Raw genomic sequence first — 20,018 nt, 5'->3', positions numbered from 1 at the left:
TTAACTGATCAGACCACAGGTTTTGTCGAATCTTGTAAGGGCAGAGGTAAAGGTCCGGTAAAGACAGTCGTGGCACTAATTGAGGCCAAGGGCTTTCAAGCGGCGATACAGGGTACGCTCACTCAGGCCAAGATGACGTGCCAGCTCGCTGCGCGATCCTTGGAACTGTTCGAGCGCCTGTGCCAGGTCGCCCAAGTCACTTCGCCCTCCCCGTCTGCTTGCAGCAACTGCCCATTTCGGCCCAACGTCTTCCGGCAAATGCTCCGGCCGGATCAAGCCGTCATCGGCAAACAGCCGTGCCCTCTCCAGAATATTGCGCAATTCGCGAATGTTGCCTGGAAATGAATGCAGCCCCAGTTGCGCCAGTGCTTCCTCGGTCAGCATTGTTGTTGGCGTACCGGTCATGCGTTGTAACAGGCTCTCGGCCAGCAAAGGCAGATCTTCCACCCGTTCACGCAATGCCGGCAAGCGGATCGGAAAGCCACTGATGCGGTAATACAGATCTTCTCGGAAAGTCCCGTCAGCCACCATCTGCTTCAGCGGCTTATGGGTCGCCGACACCAGGCGGAAATCCGAATGCACGGTTCGCAGGCTGCCCACCGGGCGGAAGCTGCCGGACTCGATCAGGCGCAGCAGTTTGACCTGCATCGCCAGCGGCACCTCGCCGATCTCATCGAGGAACAGCGTGCCACCATGGGCCGCTTCGGCCAGGCCGATCTTGCGCTGGTTGGCGCCCGTGAACGCACCTTTCTCGTAACCGAACAGTTCGCTCTCGAACAGCGACTCAGTCAGGCCGGTGCAGTCCACCACTACCAGCGGCCCATTCGCCCGTGGGCTGCCCATGTGGATGGCCCGGGCAAACAGCTCCTTGCCGGTACCCGACTCGCCCTGGAGCAACACAGGGATCTGTGCTGGTGCGGCACGTTGCAAGCTCGCCAATGCCGACTTGAACGCTGGCGCACGCCCGACCAGGCCCTGTTGCTGTGGTTGTGCCGAGGCCAAGGTGATACTGGTCAGCCGCTCGACGAAGGCCACCACCCTGCCCTGTTCGTCGAGGATCGGCCGCAGCTCGACATCCACATGCTCGGGCCCACGGGGCGTGTGATGAATATGCAGCACGCGCTCTGGCACCTTGCTGTTCCACGCCTTGCGCATCGGGCAGTGCTCACCTGCCTGGTCGCAAGGCACAGCATAGTGATGGGAGACCCGATGGCACTTCTCCCCCAGCGGCGCCCGTTCATCTCGACCGAACTGCCGGCGGTAGGCCGCGTTGGCCGCGAGGATGTTGTAGTCGGTGTCCAGCACGATAGTAGGCAGGGCATCGTGCTCAAGGTAGGACACCAGAGCTAGGACGAGGGGATGGGATTCAGACATGACAGCACCTTGGGATGACCCGGCGCAGGGTAACAAGGACTGCCAAACACTGCCATTGGCAGACAGTCGACTGCCAAACACGCTGCCAGAATGCCTGACAGCTGCCAGTGACGTTCAGTGTTTATTGGGCCGTAGCCATAAGAAATGTCTGGCATGTATCTTGATAAATCTCCTATCACTGCCTACGCCTTACAAGGCGAGGTGGATCAATTGGAGAACGTGATGATCATCGGCAACAACCTTCACGTGGACGCTTTCTACGACGAGGCGACCTCGACCATCAGCTACCTGGTCATGGACCGTGAAACGCTCAAGTGCGCACTGATCGACAGCGTGCTGGACTACGACCCCAAATCCGGACGCACCAGCAGCGCATCGGCGGATCGCCTGATCGAGCGCGTGGCAGAGCTCAACGCCACAGTACAGTGGGTGTTGGAAACCCACGTGCATGCCGACCACCTTTCGGCAGCTGCCTACTTGAAGGCCAAGCTCGGCGGCCACATAGCCATCGGCGCGCACATCACTCAGGTGCAGAAGGTCTTCGGCACCTTATTCAATGCCGAGCCCGGCTTCGCCCGCGACGGCAGCCAGTTCGATGTGCTTTTCGAAGATGAGGAAGGCTTCAGCATCGGCAACCTGCATGCCCGCGCGCTGCATACTCCCGGACATACGCCAGCGTGTATCAGCTACATGGTTGTGGACGCTGGCGAAACGGCGGTGTTCGTTGGCGATACGCTGTTCATGCCTGACTATGGCACCGCCCGCTGCGACTTCCCCGGCGCCGATGCGCGCACACTGTACCGCTCGATCCGCCGGTTGCTGGCGTTCCCCGACCAGACCCGGTTGTTCATGTGCCACGACTACCTGCCAGGCGGCCGCGAGATGCAGTACGTCACCACGGTGGGCGAGCAGCGCGCCAGCAATATCCACATCCACCAAGGCATTTCCGAGGACAGCTTCGTGGCCATGCGCGAAGCTCGCGACAAGACCCTCGACATGCCCGTGCTGATCCTGCCATCGGTGCAGGTGAACATGCGCAGCGGCCAGCTCCCGGAGCCTGAAGAGAACGGCGTGAGCTACCTGAAGATCCCGCTGAACAAACTTTGACTGCCCTGCCTCATTACCAGAAATTCCAGGATTCACTGCCATGCCTGCCAATGCCGACCACCACAAGGTGGTCATCGTCGGTGCCGGTGCCGCCGGTATCGCCACTGCCTCAAGCCTGATCGCCCGTGACCCGTCACTGGATATCGCCCTGATCGACCCTGCCGATGTGCACTACTACCAGCCAGGCTGGACCCTGGTTGGCGCGGGCGTGTTCAAGGCGCCGAGTACTGCCCGCACCATGGCCTCGGCCATGCCGCGGGGCGTTCACTGGATAAAGACGCGGGTCAAGGGGTTCGACCCTTTGGGCCAGCTGGTCACCCTCGAAGGGGGCCGCGCCATCAGTTATGAACAGCTGGTGGTCTGCCCTGGCCTCACGCTCGACTGGGACGCCATTGACGGACTCAGCGAAACCCTCGGTCGCAACGGTGTCACCTCCAACTACCGCTACGACCTGGCGCCCTATACCTGGGAGCTTGTGCAAAAGCTCAAGCAAGGGCGCGCCCTGTTCACCCAGCCTCCTATGCCGATCAAGTGCGCAGGTGCGCCGCAAAAGGCGCTGTACCTGTCCTGTGACCACTGGCTGCGCAGCGGGCGGCTGGGCGATGTGAAAGCCAGTTTCTTCAATGCCGGTGCAGTGCTGTTCGGCGTCCCCGACTATGTGCCGGCACTGATGGCCTACATCGACAAGTACGGCGTTGACCTCAACTACAGCCATCGCCTGGTGGCCGTGGATGGGCCTAACCGGCGTGCCACTTTCGTTCGCACGCTGCCCGACGGAAGCAGTGAAACCCGTATCGAAGCCTTCGACATGTTGCATGTGGTGCCACCGCAAGTTGCCCCGGACTTCATCCGCAACAGCCCCTTGGCCGATGCAGCCGGTTGGGTCGATGTCGATCCGCATACCTTGCGCCATCGCCAGTTCGGCAATGTCCATGCGCTGGGTGACGTGGCCAACACCAGCAACGCCAAGACTGCCGCTGCAGCGCGCAAGCAGGCGCCGGTGGTGGCCAACAACGTGCTGGTGGCGCTGGGCCGCCTTCCCACCCTGGCCCAGTACGACGGTTATGGCTCCTGCCCGTTGACTGTTGAACGCGGCAAGATCGTCCTGGCCGAGTTCACCTATGGCGGCAAGGTCGCACCGAGTTTTCCGCGCTGGTTGCTCGATGGGCGCCAGCCGACTCGCCTTGCCTGGCTGCTCAAGGCACGGGTGCTGCCGCCGCTGTATTGGCAGGGCATGCTCAAAGGCCGTGAGTGGATGGCGCGCCCGCAACCGCTGGATGCCGAGGCCGCACAGTGATCGAACATCCGCTGCTGGGCGCAGGCCTTGGCGCGATCATCGGTGCGGTGCTGGCGCTGACCGGCGCCGGTGGTGGCATTCTGGCTGTGCCGTTGCTGGTGTTCGGGCTTGGCCTGTCGATGGTCGAAGCGGCGCCCATCGGCCTGCTCGCCGTAGGGCTTGCTGCGGCGGTGGGCGCGGTACTCGGGTTACGTGAAGGGCTGGTGCGGTATCGCGCGGCACTGTTCATCGCCCTGATCGGCATTGCTGCGGCACCATTGGGCCTGATGCTGGCTCACCGCTTGCCCAATACACCCTTGGCGCTGGTGTTCGCTGCCGTGCTGATCTACGCCTGCCTGCGCATATGGCGCAAGGCGAGCAAAGAGCTGCGCGGCGAAGGCAACGACGCCCATCGTTACATCGAGCCCTGCGTCCTGAACCCGTTGCAGGGGCGTTTGCGCTGGACGTTACCCTGCGCACGCGCCTTGGCATTCACCGGGGCGATGTCCGGTTTGCTCTCCGGCCTGCTGGGAGTGGGTGGCGGTTTTGTGATCATCCCTGCGTTGAACCGCTACACCAACCTGCGCATGAAGAGCATCGTCTCGACATCCCTGGCAGTGATCGCGCTGGTTTCCACGGGTAGCGTGGTCAGCGCCAGCCTGGCGGGTGTGATGCATTGGCGTATTGGTGCACCGTTCGCCCTTGGTGCAGTGATCGGCCTGTTGCTGGCCAGGCCGTTGGCCACTCGGATTGCCGGCCCTCGGCTGCAGCAGCTGTTTGCCGTGGCCGGTTGGCTGGCGGCCCTGCTGCTGGCGAGCAAGGCGCTATTCGGCTAGCAGTTCATCCTGTTCCGTCGCGCACAGCGCCAGCAGGTAGTCCCACACCACCCGCAGGCGCACCGATTTGTGCAATTCGCGGCGGGTACAGATCCAGTAGCTGCGCTGGATGGTCTCGCTGGGCAGTACACGCACCAGTGTTGGGTCATGGCGGGCCATGTAGTTGGGCAGCACGGCAATGCCCAGCCCTGCGCGGGCAGCGGTTTGCTGGGCGATCACACTGGTGCTGCGAAAGGCCACGTTCGGTGCGCGGCAAAAGCTGTTGAGAAACAGCAGTTCCTGGCTGAACAGCAGGTCATCGACGTAGCCGATCCAGCTGTGCCGGGCCAGGTCCTCCCGGTTGCGCAGGGGCGGCGCCCGGTCCAGGTAGCCCTGGCTGGCGTACAGCGCCAGGCGGTAGTCGGTGAGCTTGCGGGTGATCAGCAGGTCGGCGTTGGGCCGCTCCAGATGAATGCTGATCTCGGCCTCGCGGTTGAGGATGCTGACGAAGCGCGGTACGGCCACCAGCTCCACTTCCAGCCCCGGATAACGGGCGAACAGCTCGTTCATGCGCGGTGTGAAGAACATGATGCCGATGCCTTCGGTCACCCCCAGGCGAATCTTGCCCAGCGGGGTGATGGCCTGGGTGATTTCTTCCTGCGCCAGCAGGGCGACGTTCTCCATGGCTTCGGCATGCTTGAGCAGAGCCTGGCCCGACGGGGTCAGCTCATAGCCTTGGGCGTGCTGCACGAACAGTGGCGTGCCCAGGCTCTTCTCGATGCTTTCGATATGCCGGGCGACCGTGCTGTGGGTGGTATTGAGGCGTTTGGCCGCGCTTAGCAGGCGGCCACTGCGCTGCAACTCGAGGAAAAACCGCAGATCGTTCCAGTCGAACATGCTGATCCTTGTGGCTGTTCGTTCTGGCCTTTTCGCGGGTAAACCCGCTCCCACAGGGGTCGCGCAGGCTTCAGGAGCAGCGTAGAACCTGTAGGAGCGGGTTTGCCCGCGAAGAGGCCAGTACAGACTTACCGCTGTGCTAAAACGCACAACGGCTGCGCGAAATCTCGTGTTTCCTTGACGAAATTACTCACTAAGATGGATCGGGACAAGAATAATAATCAGGCGCGAGGTTGCACATGCCATCAGCCGATTCTGTCTTCGACTACGTGGTCGTAGGCGCTGGTCCCGCCGGCTGCCTGCTGGCCAATCGTTTGTCCGCTGACCCTTCCTGCCGCGTCCTGCTGCTCGAAGCCGGTGGCCGCGACAACTATCCCTGGATTCACATCCCGGTCGGTTACCTCTATTGCATCGGCAACCCCCGTACCGACTGGTGCTTCAAGACTGAAGCACAGCCAGGACTGGGCGGCCGCGCGCTGGGGTATCCACGGGGCAAGGTGCTCGGCGGATGTTCTTCGATCAATGGCATGATCTACATGCGCGGCCAGGCCGCCGATTACGATCATTGGGCCGCGCAAGGCAACGAAGGCTGGGCCTGGAAAGACGTGCTGCCGTTATTCAAGGCCAGTGAGCACCACTTTGCCGGTGCCAGCGAGTACCACGGCAGCAACGGTGAATGGCGGGTTGAGCGCCAGCGCTATAGCTGGCCAATTCTCGATGCCTTCCGCGACGCCGCCGAGCAGTGTGGCATCGGCAAGGTCGACGACTTCAACACCGGCGACAACCAAGGTTGTGGATACTTTCAGGTCAATCAGCGCAGCGGTGTGCGCTGGAACGCCTCCAAGGCCTTTTTGCGGCCGATCAAGGGCCGCCCCAATCTCACCGTGCTGACCGGCGTGCAAGTTGACCAGGTGCTGTTGAACAACACCCGAGCTCGAGCGGTGAAAGCGCTGTGGCAAGGCACCTGGCATGAGTTTGCTGCGCGCCGCGAGATCATCCTTTGCGCGGGGGCAGTCGGTTCGCCCGGCATTCTCCAGCGTTCCGGCATCGGCCCGCGCAAACTGCTCGAAAGCCTGGGCATCGGTGTACGGCACGACATGCCGGGCGTCGGTGGCAACTTGCAGGATCACCTGCAACTGCGGCTGATCTACCAGATTCGCAACGCCCGCTCCCTCAATCAGATGGCCAATAGCATGTGGGGCAAGCTGGGCATGGGCCTGCGCTATCTCTACGACCGCAGTGGCCCGCTGGCCATGGCGCCGAGCCAGCTGGGGGCCTTTGTGCGCTCGAGCCCGGAGCAGGCCACGCCCAACCTGCAGTATCACGTGCAGCCGCTTTCACTGGAGCGTTTCGGCGAGCCGCTGCATCAGTTCCCGGCCTTCACCGCCTCGGTGTGCAACCTGCGCCCGGCCAGCCGTGGGCGCATCGATATCCGCAGCGCGGACATGAACAGCACGCCGCAGATCGACCCCAACTACTTGAGCGCCCCCCAGGACTTGCGCGTTGCCGCCGATGCCATTCGCCTGACCCGGCGCATCGTCCAGGCCCCTGCCCTCGCCGCATTCGATCCCAAGGAATATTTGCCAGGGCCGTCCCTGCAAACCGAGGAAGAGCTGTTCGACGCAGCCGGCAAGATCGGCACCACCATCTTCCATCCGGTCGGCACCTGCCGCATGGGCAGCGGAGAATTGGACGTTGTGGATAACCAGTTGCGTGTGCACGGTATCCCTGGCCTGCGCGTGGCCGACGCCTCGATCATGCCGCAGATCACCTCCGGCAATACCTGTTCCCCCACCCTGATGATCGCCGAGAAGGCGGCGCAACTGATCCTCAAAGGAGCGGCAACCCAGACCTATCTGAACGAAGACGCAATACCGACCCCCTGAACCGGGTGCGTGCAACACCGGCAGCTCGCGGTCACAAGCTGCCGACAGTGGAACAACAAGAATAATCACTGTGGCCTGCGGGCCGAGGACAGCAACGATGTCGGATTACATCCAAGAGCAGGGTGCAACGGCGAGCGCCTCCAGCCGTCGTGAAGAACGCAAGATCATTTTCGCGTCATCCCTCGGGACGGTGTTCGAGTGGTATGACTTTTTTCTCTATGGGGCGCTGGCCGCCGTCATCAGCAAGCAGTTCTTTGCTGGGGTGAACGATACCACTGCCTTCATCTTCGCCCTCATGGCCTTTGCCGCCGGCTTCCTGGTGCGGCCATTCGGCGCTCTGGTGTTCGGCCGCCTGGGCGACATGATCGGGCGCAAGTACACCTTCCTGGTGACCATCGTGCTGATGGGCCTGTCGACCTTCGCCGTCGGCCTGCTGCCCACCTACGCCAGCATCGGCATCGCTGCTCCGATCATCCTGGTGATCTTGCGCATGCTCCAGGGGCTGGCGCTGGGCGGTGAATACGGCGGTGCCGCCACCTATGTGGCCGAACACGCGCCACCTGGCAAGCGTGGCTTCCACACCGGCTTCATCCAGTCCACCGCCACCCTGGGCCTGCTGCTGTCATTGCTGGTGGTACTGGGCAGTCGCTACATCAGTGGTGACCAGTTCGAAACCTGGGGCTGGCGCCTGCCGTTCCTGTTGTCGATCTTCCTGCTGGCGATCTCCACCTGGATTCGCATGAGCATGCACGAGTCGCCGGCCTTCGTGAAAATGAAGGCCCAGGGCAAAGTCAGCAAGTCGCCGATCCGTGAGTCGTTCACCTCCTGGCCCAACCTGAAGGTCGTGCTTACTGCGCTGTTCAGCATCAACGCCGGGCAAGCCGTGACCTTCTATACAGCACAGTTCTACGTGCTGTTCTTCATGACCCAGATGCTCAAGATGGACCCGGCCCAGGCCAATACCCTGCTGATCATCAGCGTGGTGATCGGCGCGCCGTTCTTCGTGTTCTTCGGTTGGCTGTCTGACCGTATCGGGCGCAAGCCGATCCTGATGCTCGGCCTGCTGCTGGCTACCGTACTGTACTTCCCCCTGTTCAAGGCCCTGAGCCATTACGCCAACCCGCAGATCGACGCAGCCAGCCGGCAGGCGCCTATCGTGGTCACCGCTGACCCGCAGGGCTGCACCTTCCAGTTCGACCCGGTCGGCAAGGCGCGTTTCGACAGCCCGTGCGACAAGGTCAAGACCTTCCTGGTCAAACAGGGCCTGCCGTACAGTTCGGTGAGCGTGGCCGGCAGTGAAGTGGTGGTCAACATCGGTGACAAGACCATCAGCGGGTTCGACGAAACGGCCATGCGCACTGCGATCGAGCAGGCGGGCTACCCGGCCAAGGCCGACCCGGGGCAGGTCAATCAGGTGATGGTGGTGGTGCTGATCGTGGCGATGATCCTGATCGCGACCATGACCTACGGGCCGCTGGCGGCGGTGATGGTCGAGCTGTTCCCGACTCGCATCCGTTACACCTCGATGTCGCTCCCTTACCACATCGGTAACGGTTGGTTCGGCGGCTTCCTGCCAACCGTGTCGTTCGCGCTGGTGGTGTATACCGGGGATATCTTCTACGGGTTATGGTACCCGGTGCTGGTGACCGGTATCAGCCTGGTGGTGGGGATCTTCTGCCTGAAAGAAACCAAGGACGTCGATATCGACAAGGTCTGATGCAGTGTTCTGCACTTTGGCGTTATGAGTTTTTTGTGGGAGCGGCCTTGCGTCGCGAAAGGGCCGCAAGGCCGCTCCTACAGAGCGTGTAGGCACTCAATTGAACGCATAAAAAAACCGGCTGTAAAAGCCGGTTTTCTTATGCCCTGAAAAAACTTATGCACGTTTTTCAGAAAAATGTCACAGAGAGAAATAAACAGCTAATTCATACACTTAGCTTCGACTCGTGGCACTTTATCAAAAAACTGTTCACAAGTTATCCACAGATGGTCAGGCGATCTGTTCCTGCGGTTTCTCATCGACTGGCGGCAGCGAACCCATAGCCCGCTGGGTCGCCTCGTTCCAGGCTGCTGCACGGTCGTTGAGCTCGGCAATGGCCCGTGGCCCGGTACCTTCGGCATACATCGGCTTGCCGATGACCACCTCGATGGTGCCCGAGCGCTTGCCCCAACCCGTCTTGGGCCAGAACTTGCCGGCGTTGTGGGCAATCGGCAGCACTGGCAGGCCGGCATTCACGGCCAGCGCGGTACCGCCCCGGGAGAATTTGCCCACAGTACCGAACGGCACCCGGGTACCTTCCGGGAAGATCAGTACCCAGGTTTTCTGCTTGAGCAACTCGTCACCCTTGCTGGCGACCTGGCGCAGGGCTTCCTTGGGGTTGTCGCGGTTGATCGCAATCGGCCGCAGCATGGCCATGGCCCAACCAAAGAACGGCACATACAGCAGCTCGCGCTTGAGCACCTGGCTCAGCGGCGAGAAGTACTGGGAAAGGAAAAAGGTTTCCCAGGTGCTCTGGTGGTTGGACAGGATCACGCAGGGCTCAGCCGGCACGTTCTCGGCACCGGTGATCTTGTAGTTGATACCGAGGATGGTGCGCACCAAAAACAGCGCGCAACGGCACCAGTACACGTTAATGAACTTGTAGCGCTTGGGGAACGACAAGAACGGCGCGACGAAGAAGCTCAGCGAGCACCACAGCAGCGAACTGGTGCCCAGCAGCAGGTAAAAAAGAAAGATTCTGATCGCCTGCAGGATCGACATAGTGGCAAGTACCGTTGCGGGGCGTGCCCGCCTGGGAAAATGCGCCCGAAGGCGCATTGTTGTTTAAATAATTTCTCTGGCGATAGCTGCCAGATCGTCGAAAATCAGTGTAGTTTCCGGGACGCCTTTTTCCAGGGTCCGCTCGCCCTTGCCGGTTTTCACCAACACGGGTTGTGCACCGACGGCCAGGGCGGCCTCCAGGTCACCTTTGCTGTCGCCAACGAACCAGACGCCTTCAAGGCCTACCTGGTAATGCTCGGCGATCGCCCGCAGCATGCCAGGCTTGGGCTTGCGGCAATCGCAGCCTTCATCTGGCCCGTGCGGGCAATACACGATATGGCCCACCTCGCCGCCCTGCTCGGCCACCAGCTCGCGCAAGCGCGCGTGCATGGCCTCCAGGGTGGCCAGCGAGTAGTAGCCACGGGCGATGCCGGACTGGTTGGTGGCCACGGCCACCGTCCAGCCAGCCTTGCTCAACTGCGCGATGGCCTCGACCGAGCCAGGGATCGGAATCCATTCTTCCAGCGTCTTGATGTAGGCGTCGGAGTCTTGGTTGATCACCCCGTCACGATCGAGAATCAGCAGTTTCAAGGCTTACCCCAGCAGCGAAATGTCGGCCACACCCAGGAACAGGCCGCGCAGGCGGCTGAGCAGGGCATAACGGTTGGCACGTACCTTGGCGTCTTCGGCGTTGACCATCACCGCCTCGAAGAAGGCGTCGACCGGGTCACGCAGGGCCGCCAGGCGGGCCAGCGATTCGCTGTACTGACGCGCGGCTGCCATCGGTTGCACGGCCTGGTCGGCCTGCTGGATGGCCGAGTACAAGGAGAACTCGTTGGCGTTGTCGAAGTATTTCGGCTCGACCTGGTCGGCGATGGCGCCTTCGGCCTTGCTCAGCAGGTTCGACACGCGCTTGTTCACCGCGGCCAGGGCTTCGGCTTCCGGCAGCTTGCGGAAGGCCTGCACAGCCTGTACGCGCTGGTCGAAGTCCAGGGCGGAAGCCGGCTTCAGGGCACGTACCGACAGGTAGGTGGCAACGTCGATGCCTTCGTCTTCGTAGCGTGCGCGCAGGCGGTCGAAGATGAACTCCAGCACCTGCTCGGCCAGGCCAGCGGCCTTGACCTTGGCACCGAACTGCTTGACCGCGAACTCGACTGCAGCGCTCAGGTCGAGGTCCAGCTGCTTCTCGATCAGGATGCGCAGCACGCCCAGGGCTGCACGGCGCAGGGCGTATGGGTCCTTGCTGCCGGTGGGCAACATGCCGATGCCGAAGATGCCAACCAGGGTGTCGAGCTTGTCGGCGATGGCCACGGCAGCACCGGTGAGGGTCTGCGGCAGCTCGGCGCCAGCACCGCGCGGCATGTACTGCTCGTTCAGGGCCAGGGCGACGTCTTCCGGCTCACCATCGTTGAGCGCGTAGTAGTAGCCGGCAACGCCCTGCATTTCAGGGAATTCGCCAACCATTTCGGTGGCCAGGTCGCACTTCGACAGCAGGCCGGCACGGCCGGCGCGCTGGGCGTCGCCGCCAATCAGCGGGGCGATGAACGCAGCCAGGCGGGAAACGCGCTCGGCCTTGTCGTAGACAGTGCCCAGCTGAGCCTGGAACACCACGTTCTTCAGGCGCTCGTTGAAGGTTTCCAGTGGCTGCTTCTTGTCCTGCTTGAAGAAGAACTCGGCGTCGGTCAGGCGCGGGCGCACGACCTTCTCATTACCTTGCACGATCTGCTTGGGGTCACGGCTCTCGACGTTGGCCACGGTGATGAAGCGCGGCAGCAGCTTGCCTTCGCTGTCCAGCAGGCAGAAGTACTTCTGGTTGTCCTGCATGGTAGTGATCAGGGCTTCTTGCGGCACCTCGAGGAAACGCTCCTCGAACGAGCACACCAGCGGCACCGGCCACTCGACCAGGGCAGTCACTTCGTCCAGCAGTGCCGGCGGCACGATGGCGCTGCCTTCCTGCTGCATGGCCAGCTCTGCGGTGCGCTTGCTGATCAGCTCGCGACGCTCGGCGAAGTCGGCCAGCACGTAGGCCTTGCGCAGGTCCTCGACGTAGTTGGCCGGGGTAGTGATGACCACGTTTTCCGGGTGGTGGAAGCGGTGGCCACGGGACTCACGGCCGGCCTTCTGCGACAGGATGGTGCAGTCGACCACCTGGTCGCCAAGCAGCATTACCAGCCACTGGGTCGGGCGCACGAACTCTTCACGGCTGGCGGCCCAGCGCATGCGCTTGGGGATCGGCAGGTCGTTGAGCGAATCTTCGACGATGGTCGGCAGCAGGCTGGCGGTGGCCTTGCCCGGGATGTGCTGCGAGAAGCGCAGCTTGGCGCCGCTCTGGTCGATTTCGGACAGCTCTACGCCGCACTTCTTGGCAAAGCCCAAGGCAGCCTGGGTCGGCTCGCCGTCTTTGAAAGCAGCCTGCATGGGCGGGCCGTCGATGTTGATGCTGCGGTCAGGCTGCTGAACATCGAGCTGGCGGATCAGCACGGCCAGGCGACGCGGCGCGGCGTATACCTGCTTGGCGGTGTAGTTCAGGCCGGCGGCCTGCAGCCCTTTCTCGATACCGGCCAGGAAGGCGTCGCCGAGGCTTGCCAGGGCTTTGGGTGGCAGCTCTTCGGTGCCCAGTTCTACCAGGAAATCTTGAGCACTCATTGTGCAGCCTCCAGCTTCGCCAACACTTCGTCACGCAGTTCAGGGGTGGCCATCGGGAAGCCCAAGCGTGCGCGGGCTTGCAGATAGCTTTGCGCCACGTCCCGGGCCAGGGTACGAACGCGCAGGATGTAACGCTGGCGCTCGGTTACCGAGATGGCGCGGCGGGCATCGAGCAGGTTGAAGGTGTGCGAGGCCTTCAGGACCATTTCATAGGTCGGCAGCGGCAGCTCCAGCTTGATCAGGCGGTTTGCTTCGCTTTCATAGAAGTCGAACAGTTCGAACAGCTTCTCGACGTTGGCGTGTTCGAAGTTGTAGGTCGACTGCTCTACCTCGTTCTGGTGGAACACGTCGCCGTAGGTGACCTTGCCGAACGGGCCGTCGGCCCACACCAGGTCGTAGACCGAGTCGACGCCCTGGATGTACATGGCCAGGCGCTCGAGGCCGTAGGTGATTTCACCGGTGACCGGGTAGCACTCGATGCCACCTACCTGCTGGAAGTAGGTGAACTGGGTGACTTCCATGCCGTTCAGCCAGATTTCCCAGCCCAGGCCCCAGGCGCCCAGGGTCGGCGACTCCCAGTTGTCTTCGACGAAGCGGATGTCGTGGACCAGCGGGTCCAGGCCGATGGCTTTCAGCGAGCCGAGGTACAGCTCCTGGAAGTTGGCCGGGTTCGGCTTCAGGACTACCTGGAACTGGTAGTAGTGCTGCAGGCGGTTGGGGTTTTCGCCATACCGCCCGTCGGCAGGGCGACGGCTAGGCTGCACATAGGCGGCGTTCCAGGTTTCTGGACCCACGGCGCGCAGGAATGTAGCGGTGTGGAAAGTGCCGGCGCCTACTTCCATATCGTAGGGCTGAAGCACCACACAACCTTGAGCTGCCCAGTAGTTTTGCAGGGCGAGGATCAGGTCTTGGAAGGTACGCACGGCTGGCGTAGGCTGGCTCACGAAATTCACCTGTATCTGGGGATGCGGATGTAAAGAGCGGGAGTATAACCTGATTCGCCTCGCCCTCTACTCATTGGAGCCTTATGCCACGCTGCTTTTGGTGTACTGACGATCCGTTGTACCAGGCCTACCACGACCAGGAATGGGGAACGCCACAGCGTGACCCGGCGTTGCTGTTCGAGATGCTTTTGCTCGAAGGGTTCCAGGCGGGGCTTTCGTGGATCACCGTCTTGCGCAAACGCGAGCGTTATCGCGAGGTGATGTATGGCTTCGATCCGGTGAAGCTGGCCGCCATGAGCGACGAACGCATTGAAGAGTTGATGCAGGACGCCGGTATCATCCGCAACCGCCTCAAGCTCAAGGCTGCCCGGCGCAACGCGCTGGCCTGGCTGGCTGTGGACAACCCTGCCGGGTGGCTCTGGTCATTCGTCGGCGGTGAGCCGAAGATCAACCACTTCCAGGCCCGCAGTGATGTGCCGGCCGTCACCGACGAAGCCAAGGCCATGAGCAAAGCTCTGCAGAAGGCCGGTTTCACCTTCGTGGGGCCGACCATCTGCTACGCCTTCATGCAGGCCACCGGCATGGTCATGGACCACACCACCGATTGCGATCGCTACGCCGCCTTGTTGCGCTGAGGGGTTACAATGCGCGCCTTGCTGAAATAAGGAATTGCCTGTGGAAAAGTTCAAGGGCGCCCTGATGGTCGGGGTGCTGCGTCTGTTTGCCAAGCTGCCCTGGGGCGCTGTGCAGCGCGTCGGCGCGGGTATCGGCTGGCTGATGTGGAAGGTGCCCAACGGCTCGCGCAATGTCGTGCGCATCAACCTGGCCAAGTGCTTCCCGGAGATGGACCCGGCGGAACGTGAGCAGTTGGTCGGCCGTGCATTGAAGGATATCGGCAAATCCTTCGTCGAAAGTGCCTGTGCCTGGATCTGGCCGCCGCAGCGCTCGCTCGACCTGGTGAAGGAAGTTCACGGCCTGGAAGTGCTGGAGCAGGCCCTGGCCTCGGGCAAGGGCGTGGTCGGCATCACCAGTCACTTGGGTAACTGGGAAGTGCTCAACCACTTCTACTGCAACCAGTGCAAACCGATCATCTTCTACCGCCCGCCGAAGCTCAAGGCGGTGGATGACCTGCTGCGCGAGCAACGGGTGCAGATGGGCAACCGCGTGGCGCCTTCGACCAAGGAAGGCATCCTGAGTGTGATCAAGGAAGTGCGCCGCGGCGGGCAGGTCGGTATTCCTGCGGACCCGGAGCCGGCGGAATCGGCGGGTGTGTTCGTGCCGTTTCTGGGCACACAGGCGCTGACCAGCAAGTTCGTGCCGAACATGCTGGCCGGTGGCAAGGCGGTGGGGGTGTTCCTGCATGCGCTGCGGCTGCCGGACGGGTCGGGCTTCAAGGTGTTCCTGGAAGCGGCGCCGGAAGAAATGTACAGCACCGACGTCAACGTGTCGGCGGCGGCCATGAGCAAGGTGGTCGAGCGTTATGTGCGCGAGTACCCCAGCCAGTACATGTGGAGCATGAAGCGCTTCAAAAAGCGCCCTGCCGGCGAGCCGCGCTGGTACTAAGCCTTTCACCGTCCCCTGGGGGAGCGGGTTTACCCGCGAATGCATCGTTGAATTCAACATCGCATGCGCGGGTGAACCCGCTCCCACAGGGGTGGCGTCAACCTGATGTCTTGTTGAGCTTCTTCAGGAACACGGTCATCTCTTTCTCGGCCTGCTTGTCGCCATGAGCCTGGGCCGCAACAATCCCGTCCTCCCAAGCCTTGCGCGCCGCCGCCACATCACCGCCCAACTGATACGCCTTCCCCAGCAGTTTCCACGCCGCCGAGTACTTCGGGTCCTGCTCCACGCACCGTGCCAGGTGCACCGCCGCCTCTGCGCCATTTCCCTCATCCAGCCAGGCCTTGCCCAGGCCAAACCTCAGAAGCGGGTTATCCACACCCTTGGCCAGCATCTTCTCCAGCGATTCGCGCATGCCCTCTTCTCCTAGAAGAAACTCAAGCCGACGTGGAACAGCTTCTCCACATCCCGTATGTGCTTTTTATCCACAACGAAGAGGATCACATGGTCGCCTGATTCGATCACCGTGTCGTCGTGGGCGATCAGCACTTCCTCGTCGCGGATGATCGCGCCGATGGTGGTGCCCGGTGGCAGCGCAATGTTTTCCACAGCCTTGCCGACCACCTTACTCGACTTCGAATCACCGTGCGCCACCGCCTCGATGGCCTCGGCCGCGCCGCGGCGCAGCGAGTGCACGCTGACGATATCGCCGCGCCGCACATGTGCCAGCAAGGTGCCGATGGTGGCCAGCTGGGGACTGATGGCGATGTCGATCTCGCCGCCCTGCACCAGGTCGACATAGGCCGGGTTGTTGATGATGGTCATCACCTTGCGTGCGCCCAGGCGCTTGGCCAGCAGCGACGACATGATGTTGGCCTCGTCGTCGTTGGTCAGGGCCAGGAAGATGTCGGCATCGGCGATGTTCTCTTCGAGCATCAGGTCCTTGTCCGAGGCGCTGCCCTGCAGCACCACGGTGCTTTCCAGGGTGTCGGAAAGCTGCCGGCAGCGGGCCGGGCTCATCTCGATGATCTTCACCTGGTAACGACTTTCGATGGCCTCGGCCAGGCGCTCGCCAATCTGCCCGCCGCCAGCAATGACTACCCGCTTGTTGGTCTCGTCGATGCGGCGCAACTCGCCCATCACGGCGCGGATGTCCTTCTTCGCGGCGATGAAGAACACTTCGTCGTCGGCTTCGATCACCGTGTCGCCACGCGGGGTGATCGGCCGGTCGCGGCGGAAGATTGCCGCCACGCGGGTGTCGACGTTGGGCATGTGCGCACGGATCTGGCGCAGCTGCTGGCCCACCAGCGGGCCACCGTAATAGGCCTTCACCGCCACCAGCTGGGCCTTGCCCTCTGCGAAGTCGATCACCTGTAGCGAACCTGGGTGTTCGATCAGGCGCTTGATGTAGTTGGTCACCACCTGCTCAGGGCTGATCAGCACGTCGACCGGGATGTGGTCGTTGTCGAACAGCTCTTCACGGGTCAGGTAAGCCGACTCGCGCACCCGGGCGATCTTGGTCGGGGTGTGGAACAGCGTGTAGGCCACCTGGCAGGCGACCATGTTGGTTTCGTCGCTGTTGGTCACCGCCACCAGCATGTCAGCGTCGTCGGCACCTGCCTGGCGCAGCACCGTCGGCAGCGAGCCACGGCCCTGCACGGTGCGGATGTCCAGACGGTCGCCGAGGTCGCGAAGGCGGTCGCCATCGGTATCGACCACGGTGATGTCGTTGGCTTCGCTGGCCAGGTGTTCCGCCAGCGTACCGCCCACCTGCCCTGCGCCGAGGATGATGATCTTCATCCGCTACTCCCTACCCGTTGTGCTTACCCGCGCGAGGCGGCGATCTTGATCAGCTTGGCATAGTAGAACCCGTCATGACCGCCTTCTTGGGCCAGCAGCTGGCGGCCGTGGGGCTGGCGCAGGCCGGCTTCGGTGGCCAGGTCCAGCTCACGGGCGCCCGGGGTGCGGGCAAGGAAGGCGTCGATCACTTCGGTGTTCTCGGTCGGCAGGCTGGAACAGGTGGCGTACAGCAGCATGCCGCCCACTTCCAGGGTCGGCCACAGCGCATCGAGCAGTTCACCTTGCAGTGCGGCCAGGGCCGGAATGTCCTCGGCCTGGCGGGTCAGCTTGATGTCAGGGTGGCGACGGATCACGCCGGTGGCCGAGCACGGCGCATCAAGCAGAATGCGCTGGAACGGCTTGCCATCCCACCAGCTGGCGGTGTCGCGGGCATCGCAGGCAATCAGTTCGGCCTCCAGCTGCAGGCGGTCGAGGTTTTCGCGCACGCGGGTCAGGCGCTTGGCTTCGAGGTCGATGGCCACCACATGGCCCAGGCCAGCCTCGGCTTCAAGCAGGTGGCAGGTCTTGCCGCCCGGCGCGCAGCAAGCGTCGAGCACGCGCTGGCCGGGGGCCAGTTCTAGCAGGTCGGCGGACAGCTGCGCGGCTTCGTCCTGGACGCTGACCCAGCCGTCGGCGAAGCCTGGCAGGCCACGCACGTCGCAGGCTTCGGCCAGCACGATGCCGTCACGGCTGTACTGGCAGGCACTGGCGCCAACGCCTGCCTCGGCCAGCAGCGCCAGGTAGGCGTCGCGGCTATGGTGGCGGCGATTGACCCGCAAGATCATCGGCGGGTGGGAGTTGTTGGCGGCGCAGATGGCTTCCCATTGCTCTGGCCAGAAGGCTTTGAGCGACTTCTGCAACCAGCGTGGGTGAGCGGTGCGCACTACCGGGTCGCGCTCCATGGCGGCGAGCAGTGCTTCGCCTTCGCGCTGGGCGCGGCGCAATACGGCATTGAGCAGGCCCTTGGCCCAAGGCTTTTTCAGCTTGTCGGCGCAGCCGACGGTCTCGCCGATGGCGGCGTGGGCCGGAATGCGGGTGTAGAACAGCTGATACAGGCCGACCAGCAGCAATGCCTGCACATCGGCATCGGCGGCTTTGAATGGCTTCTGCAGCAGCTGCGCGGCCAGCAGATCCAGGCGTGGCTGCCAGCGGGCGGTGCCGAACGCCAGGTCCTGGGTCAGGCCACGGTCGCGTTCTTCGACCTTGTCCAGCTGCGCTGGCAGCGAGCTGTTCAGCGAGGCCTTGCCGCTGAGTACAGCGGCAAGGGCACGGGCGGCGGCGAGGCGCGGGTTCATTGGCCCAGCACCTTGCCGGCGGCGAACTTCTCGCGGCGGCTGTTGAACAGGTCGCTGAAGTTCAGCGCCTTGCCGCCAGGCAATTGCAGGCGGGTCAGGCTCAGCGCCTGGTCACCGCACGCGACGACCAGGCCGTCCTTGCTGGCGGAGAGGATCTCGCCCGGGGCGCCCTTGCCTGTGGACAAGTTGGCAGCCAGCACCTTCACGCTTTCGCCATCGAGCGTGCTGTGGCACACCGGCCATGGGTTGAAGGCGCGGACCAGACGTTCAAGCTCGACGGCCGGGCGACTCCAGTCGATGCGTGCTTCGTCCTTGTTCAGCTTATGTGCGTAGGTTGCCAGGGCATCGTCCTGAACCTCACCTTGCAGCGAACCGTCTGCCAGGCCGGCAATGGCCTGGACTACAGCTGGCGGCCCCATTTCGGCGAGGCGGTCGTGCAGGCTGCCACCGGTATCGTCGGCGCTGATCGGGGTGACCACTTTGAGCAGCATCGGCCCGGTATCCAGGCCAGCTTCCATGCGCATCACGGTCACGCCGCTCTCGGCATCGCCCGCTTCCACGGCGCGCTGGATCGGCGCCGCACCGCGCCAGCGTGGCAGCAAGGAGGCGTGGCTGTTGATGCAACCCAGACGCGGGATGTCGAGCACGGCTTGCGGCAGGATCAGGCCGTAGGCGACCACCACCATGAGGTCTGGCTTGAGCGCGGCGAGTTCTGCCTGGGCCTCGGCATTGCGCAGGGTCTGTGGCTGGAACACCGGGATGTCATGGGCCACAGCCAGCGCCTTGACCGCGCTCGGCATGAGCTTCTGACCACGGCCGGCAGGGCGGTCGGGCTGGGTGTAGACAGCCACGATCTCGTACGGGCTGTCGAGCAAGGCCTTGAGGTGTTCGGCGGCAAACTCTGGAGTGCCTGCAAAGACGATGCGCATGGAGTTCTCGCTTCCAAAAAGAAAAAGGCTTGCCGGAGCAAGCCTTCTGGGAGGTGGGGATCAGGCTTGCTGGCGGTGCTGCTTTTCCAGCTTCTTCTTGATCCGGTCGCGCTTGAGCTGCGACAGGTAGTCGACAAACAGCTTGCCGTTGAGATGGTCGAACTCGTGCTGCACGCACACCGCCAGCAGGCCTTCGCATTCCAGCTCATACGGCTTGCCGTCGCGGTCCTGGGCTTTGACTCGCACACGCAGCGGGCGGTCGACGTTCTCGTAGAAGCCCGGTACCGACAGGCAGCCTTCCTGGTACTGGCCCATGTCGTGGGTGAGTTCTTCGACCGTCGGGTTGATGAAGACGCGCGGCTCGCTGCGGTCTTCGCTGAGGTCCATGACCACGACCTGCTGGTGCACGTTGACCTGGGTGGCGGCCAGGCCGATGCCGGGGGCTTCGTACATGGTTTCAAACATGTCGTCGATCAGCTGACGCAGGGCGTCGTCGAACACCGTTACCGGTTTGGCAATGGTGCGCAGGCGCGGGTCCGGGAATTCGAGAATGTTCAAGATGGCCATAAGGTCAGGCAGTCACTGTGCGGTCGGTTGAAAACTGAGCACACATAATAAAGGGAAACGGCGATTTCGGCACCTGGCAAGCTCGTCTAGGGTGTCTATAGGCTTGATAGCCCCCAACCAATGGA

At 62.8% G+C, this 20,018-nt stretch carries 18 protein-coding genes; 7 read left to right on the top strand and 11 right to left on the bottom strand.

Going from position 1 to position 20,018, the window contains the following annotated elements; all coding sequences use genetic code 11:
• Positions 1–75: 75 nt before the first annotated feature.
• Positions 76–1,374: a sigma-54 interaction domain-containing protein gene (locus tag H040_RS08300; protein ID WP_027917119.1), complete on the bottom strand. Its 1,299-nt coding sequence runs from the start codon at positions 1,372–1,374 to the stop codon at positions 76–78.
• A gap of 222 nt (positions 1,375–1,596) precedes the next feature.
• Between H040_RS08300 and H040_RS08295 the strand changes: the two genes are divergently transcribed.
• The 3 genes from H040_RS08295 to H040_RS08285 are packed head-to-tail and all read left to right on the top strand — an operon-like array spanning position 1,597 to position 4,593.
• The gene (locus H040_RS08295) at positions 1,597–2,481 is read left to right on the top strand and encodes an MBL fold metallo-hydrolase (protein ID WP_027917120.1); all 885 of its coding nucleotides are present in this window, start codon (positions 1,597–1,599) and stop codon (positions 2,479–2,481) included.
• Positions 2,482–2,521: 40 nt separating this feature from the next.
• Complete coding sequence (locus tag H040_RS08290; RefSeq protein WP_112312798.1) at positions 2,522–3,778, top strand: NAD(P)/FAD-dependent oxidoreductase; 1,257 nt, start codon at positions 2,522–2,524, stop codon at positions 3,776–3,778.
• Positions 3,775–4,593: a sulfite exporter TauE/SafE family protein gene (locus H040_RS08285; protein WP_027917122.1), complete on the top strand. Its 819-nt coding sequence runs from the start codon at positions 3,775–3,777 to the stop codon at positions 4,591–4,593. The genes H040_RS08290 and H040_RS08285 overlap by 4 nt, the downstream gene beginning before the upstream one ends.
• Here H040_RS08285 and H040_RS08280 read toward each other — a convergent pair.
• A complete protein-coding gene (locus tag H040_RS08280; protein ID WP_027917123.1) occupies positions 4,582–5,469 on the bottom strand; it encodes a LysR family transcriptional regulator in 888 nt (295 codons plus the stop codon). The two genes, H040_RS08285 and H040_RS08280, sit on opposite strands and share 12 nt — an antisense overlap.
• A gap of 239 nt (positions 5,470–5,708) precedes the next feature.
• Here H040_RS08280 and H040_RS08275 point away from each other — a divergent pair, with 239 nt between their 5' ends.
• Positions 5,709–7,355, top strand: coding sequence for a GMC family oxidoreductase (locus H040_RS08275; RefSeq protein WP_027917124.1), 1,647 nt, complete (start codon positions 5,709–5,711; stop codon positions 7,353–7,355).
• Between the two features lie 97 nt (positions 7,356–7,452).
• Positions 7,453–9,072, top strand: a complete 1,620-nt coding sequence (locus H040_RS08270) for an MFS transporter (protein ID WP_027917125.1) — start codon at positions 7,453–7,455, stop codon at positions 9,070–9,072.
• A gap of 270 nt (positions 9,073–9,342) precedes the next feature.
• Here the strand turns inward: H040_RS08270 and H040_RS08265 are convergent, their stop codons facing one another.
• From H040_RS08265 to glyQ, 4 genes are all read right to left on the bottom strand, one after another.
• Positions 9,343–10,113 (bottom strand): lysophospholipid acyltransferase family protein, encoded by a 771-nt coding sequence (locus H040_RS08265; RefSeq protein ID WP_027917126.1) that lies wholly within the window; start codon positions 10,111–10,113, stop codon positions 9,343–9,345.
• 63 nt (positions 10,114–10,176) lie between these two features.
• Positions 10,177–10,704, bottom strand: a complete 528-nt coding sequence (gene gmhB, locus H040_RS08260) for a D-glycero-beta-D-manno-heptose 1,7-bisphosphate 7-phosphatase (RefSeq protein ID WP_027917127.1) — start codon at positions 10,702–10,704, stop codon at positions 10,177–10,179.
• Positions 10,705–10,707: 3 nt separating this feature from the next.
• On the bottom strand, positions 10,708–12,759 hold the full coding sequence (glyS, locus tag H040_RS08255) for a glycine--tRNA ligase subunit beta (RefSeq protein WP_027917128.1): 2,052 nt from the start codon (positions 12,757–12,759) through the stop codon (positions 10,708–10,710).
• Positions 12,756–13,703: a glycine--tRNA ligase subunit alpha gene (gene glyQ / locus H040_RS08250; protein WP_027592054.1), complete on the bottom strand. Its 948-nt coding sequence runs from the start codon at positions 13,701–13,703 to the stop codon at positions 12,756–12,758. Before glyQ ends, glyS begins: the two co-directional genes overlap by 4 nt.
• Before the next feature lie 83 nt (positions 13,704–13,786).
• Here glyQ and H040_RS08245 point away from each other — a divergent pair, with 83 nt between their 5' ends.
• Both H040_RS08245 and H040_RS08240 read left to right on the top strand, forming a co-directional pair.
• Entirely contained in the window at positions 13,787–14,338 is a 552-nt protein-coding gene (locus tag H040_RS08245) for a DNA-3-methyladenine glycosylase I (RefSeq protein WP_027917129.1), read from the top strand.
• A gap of 40 nt (positions 14,339–14,378) precedes the next feature.
• Positions 14,379–15,266, top strand: a complete 888-nt coding sequence (locus H040_RS08240; protein ID WP_027917130.1) for a lysophospholipid acyltransferase — start codon at positions 14,379–14,381, stop codon at positions 15,264–15,266.
• A 97-nt stretch (positions 15,267–15,363) separates the two neighbouring features.
• Here H040_RS08240 and H040_RS08230 read toward each other — a convergent pair whose 3' ends face one another.
• The 5 genes from H040_RS08230 to def are packed head-to-tail and all read right to left on the bottom strand — an operon-like array spanning position 15,364 to position 19,893.
• Positions 15,364–15,678, bottom strand: coding sequence for a tetratricopeptide repeat protein (locus H040_RS08230; RefSeq protein WP_027917131.1), 315 nt, complete (start codon positions 15,676–15,678; stop codon positions 15,364–15,366).
• Positions 15,679–15,689: 11 nt separating this feature from the next.
• Complete coding sequence (gene trkA, locus H040_RS08225; protein WP_027917132.1) at positions 15,690–17,063, bottom strand: Trk system potassium transporter TrkA; 1,374 nt, start codon at positions 17,061–17,063, stop codon at positions 15,690–15,692.
• Between the two features lie 23 nt (positions 17,064–17,086).
• Entirely contained in the window at positions 17,087–18,397 is a 1,311-nt protein-coding gene (gene rsmB, locus H040_RS08220; protein WP_027917133.1) for a 16S rRNA (cytosine(967)-C(5))-methyltransferase RsmB, read from the bottom strand.
• Positions 18,394–19,326 carry a methionyl-tRNA formyltransferase gene (fmt, locus tag H040_RS08215; protein ID WP_027917134.1) on the bottom strand — a complete coding sequence of 311 codons (933 nt, stop codon included), beginning with the start codon at positions 19,324–19,326 and terminating at the stop codon, positions 18,394–18,396. Before fmt ends, rsmB begins: the two co-directional genes overlap by 4 nt.
• Before the next feature lie 60 nt (positions 19,327–19,386).
• Positions 19,387–19,893: a peptide deformylase gene (gene def / locus H040_RS08210; protein ID WP_003260000.1), complete on the bottom strand. Its 507-nt coding sequence runs from the start codon at positions 19,891–19,893 to the stop codon at positions 19,387–19,389.
• Positions 19,894–20,018: the final 125 nt, after the last annotated feature.

This window comes from Pseudomonas sp. URMO17WK12:I7 (assembly GCF_003269045.1).
In the GTDB taxonomy this organism is placed as follows: Bacteria; Pseudomonadota; Gammaproteobacteria; order Pseudomonadales; family Pseudomonadaceae; genus Aquipseudomonas; species Aquipseudomonas putida_J.
This window is presented reverse-complemented; position numbering and strand designations above follow the sequence as displayed.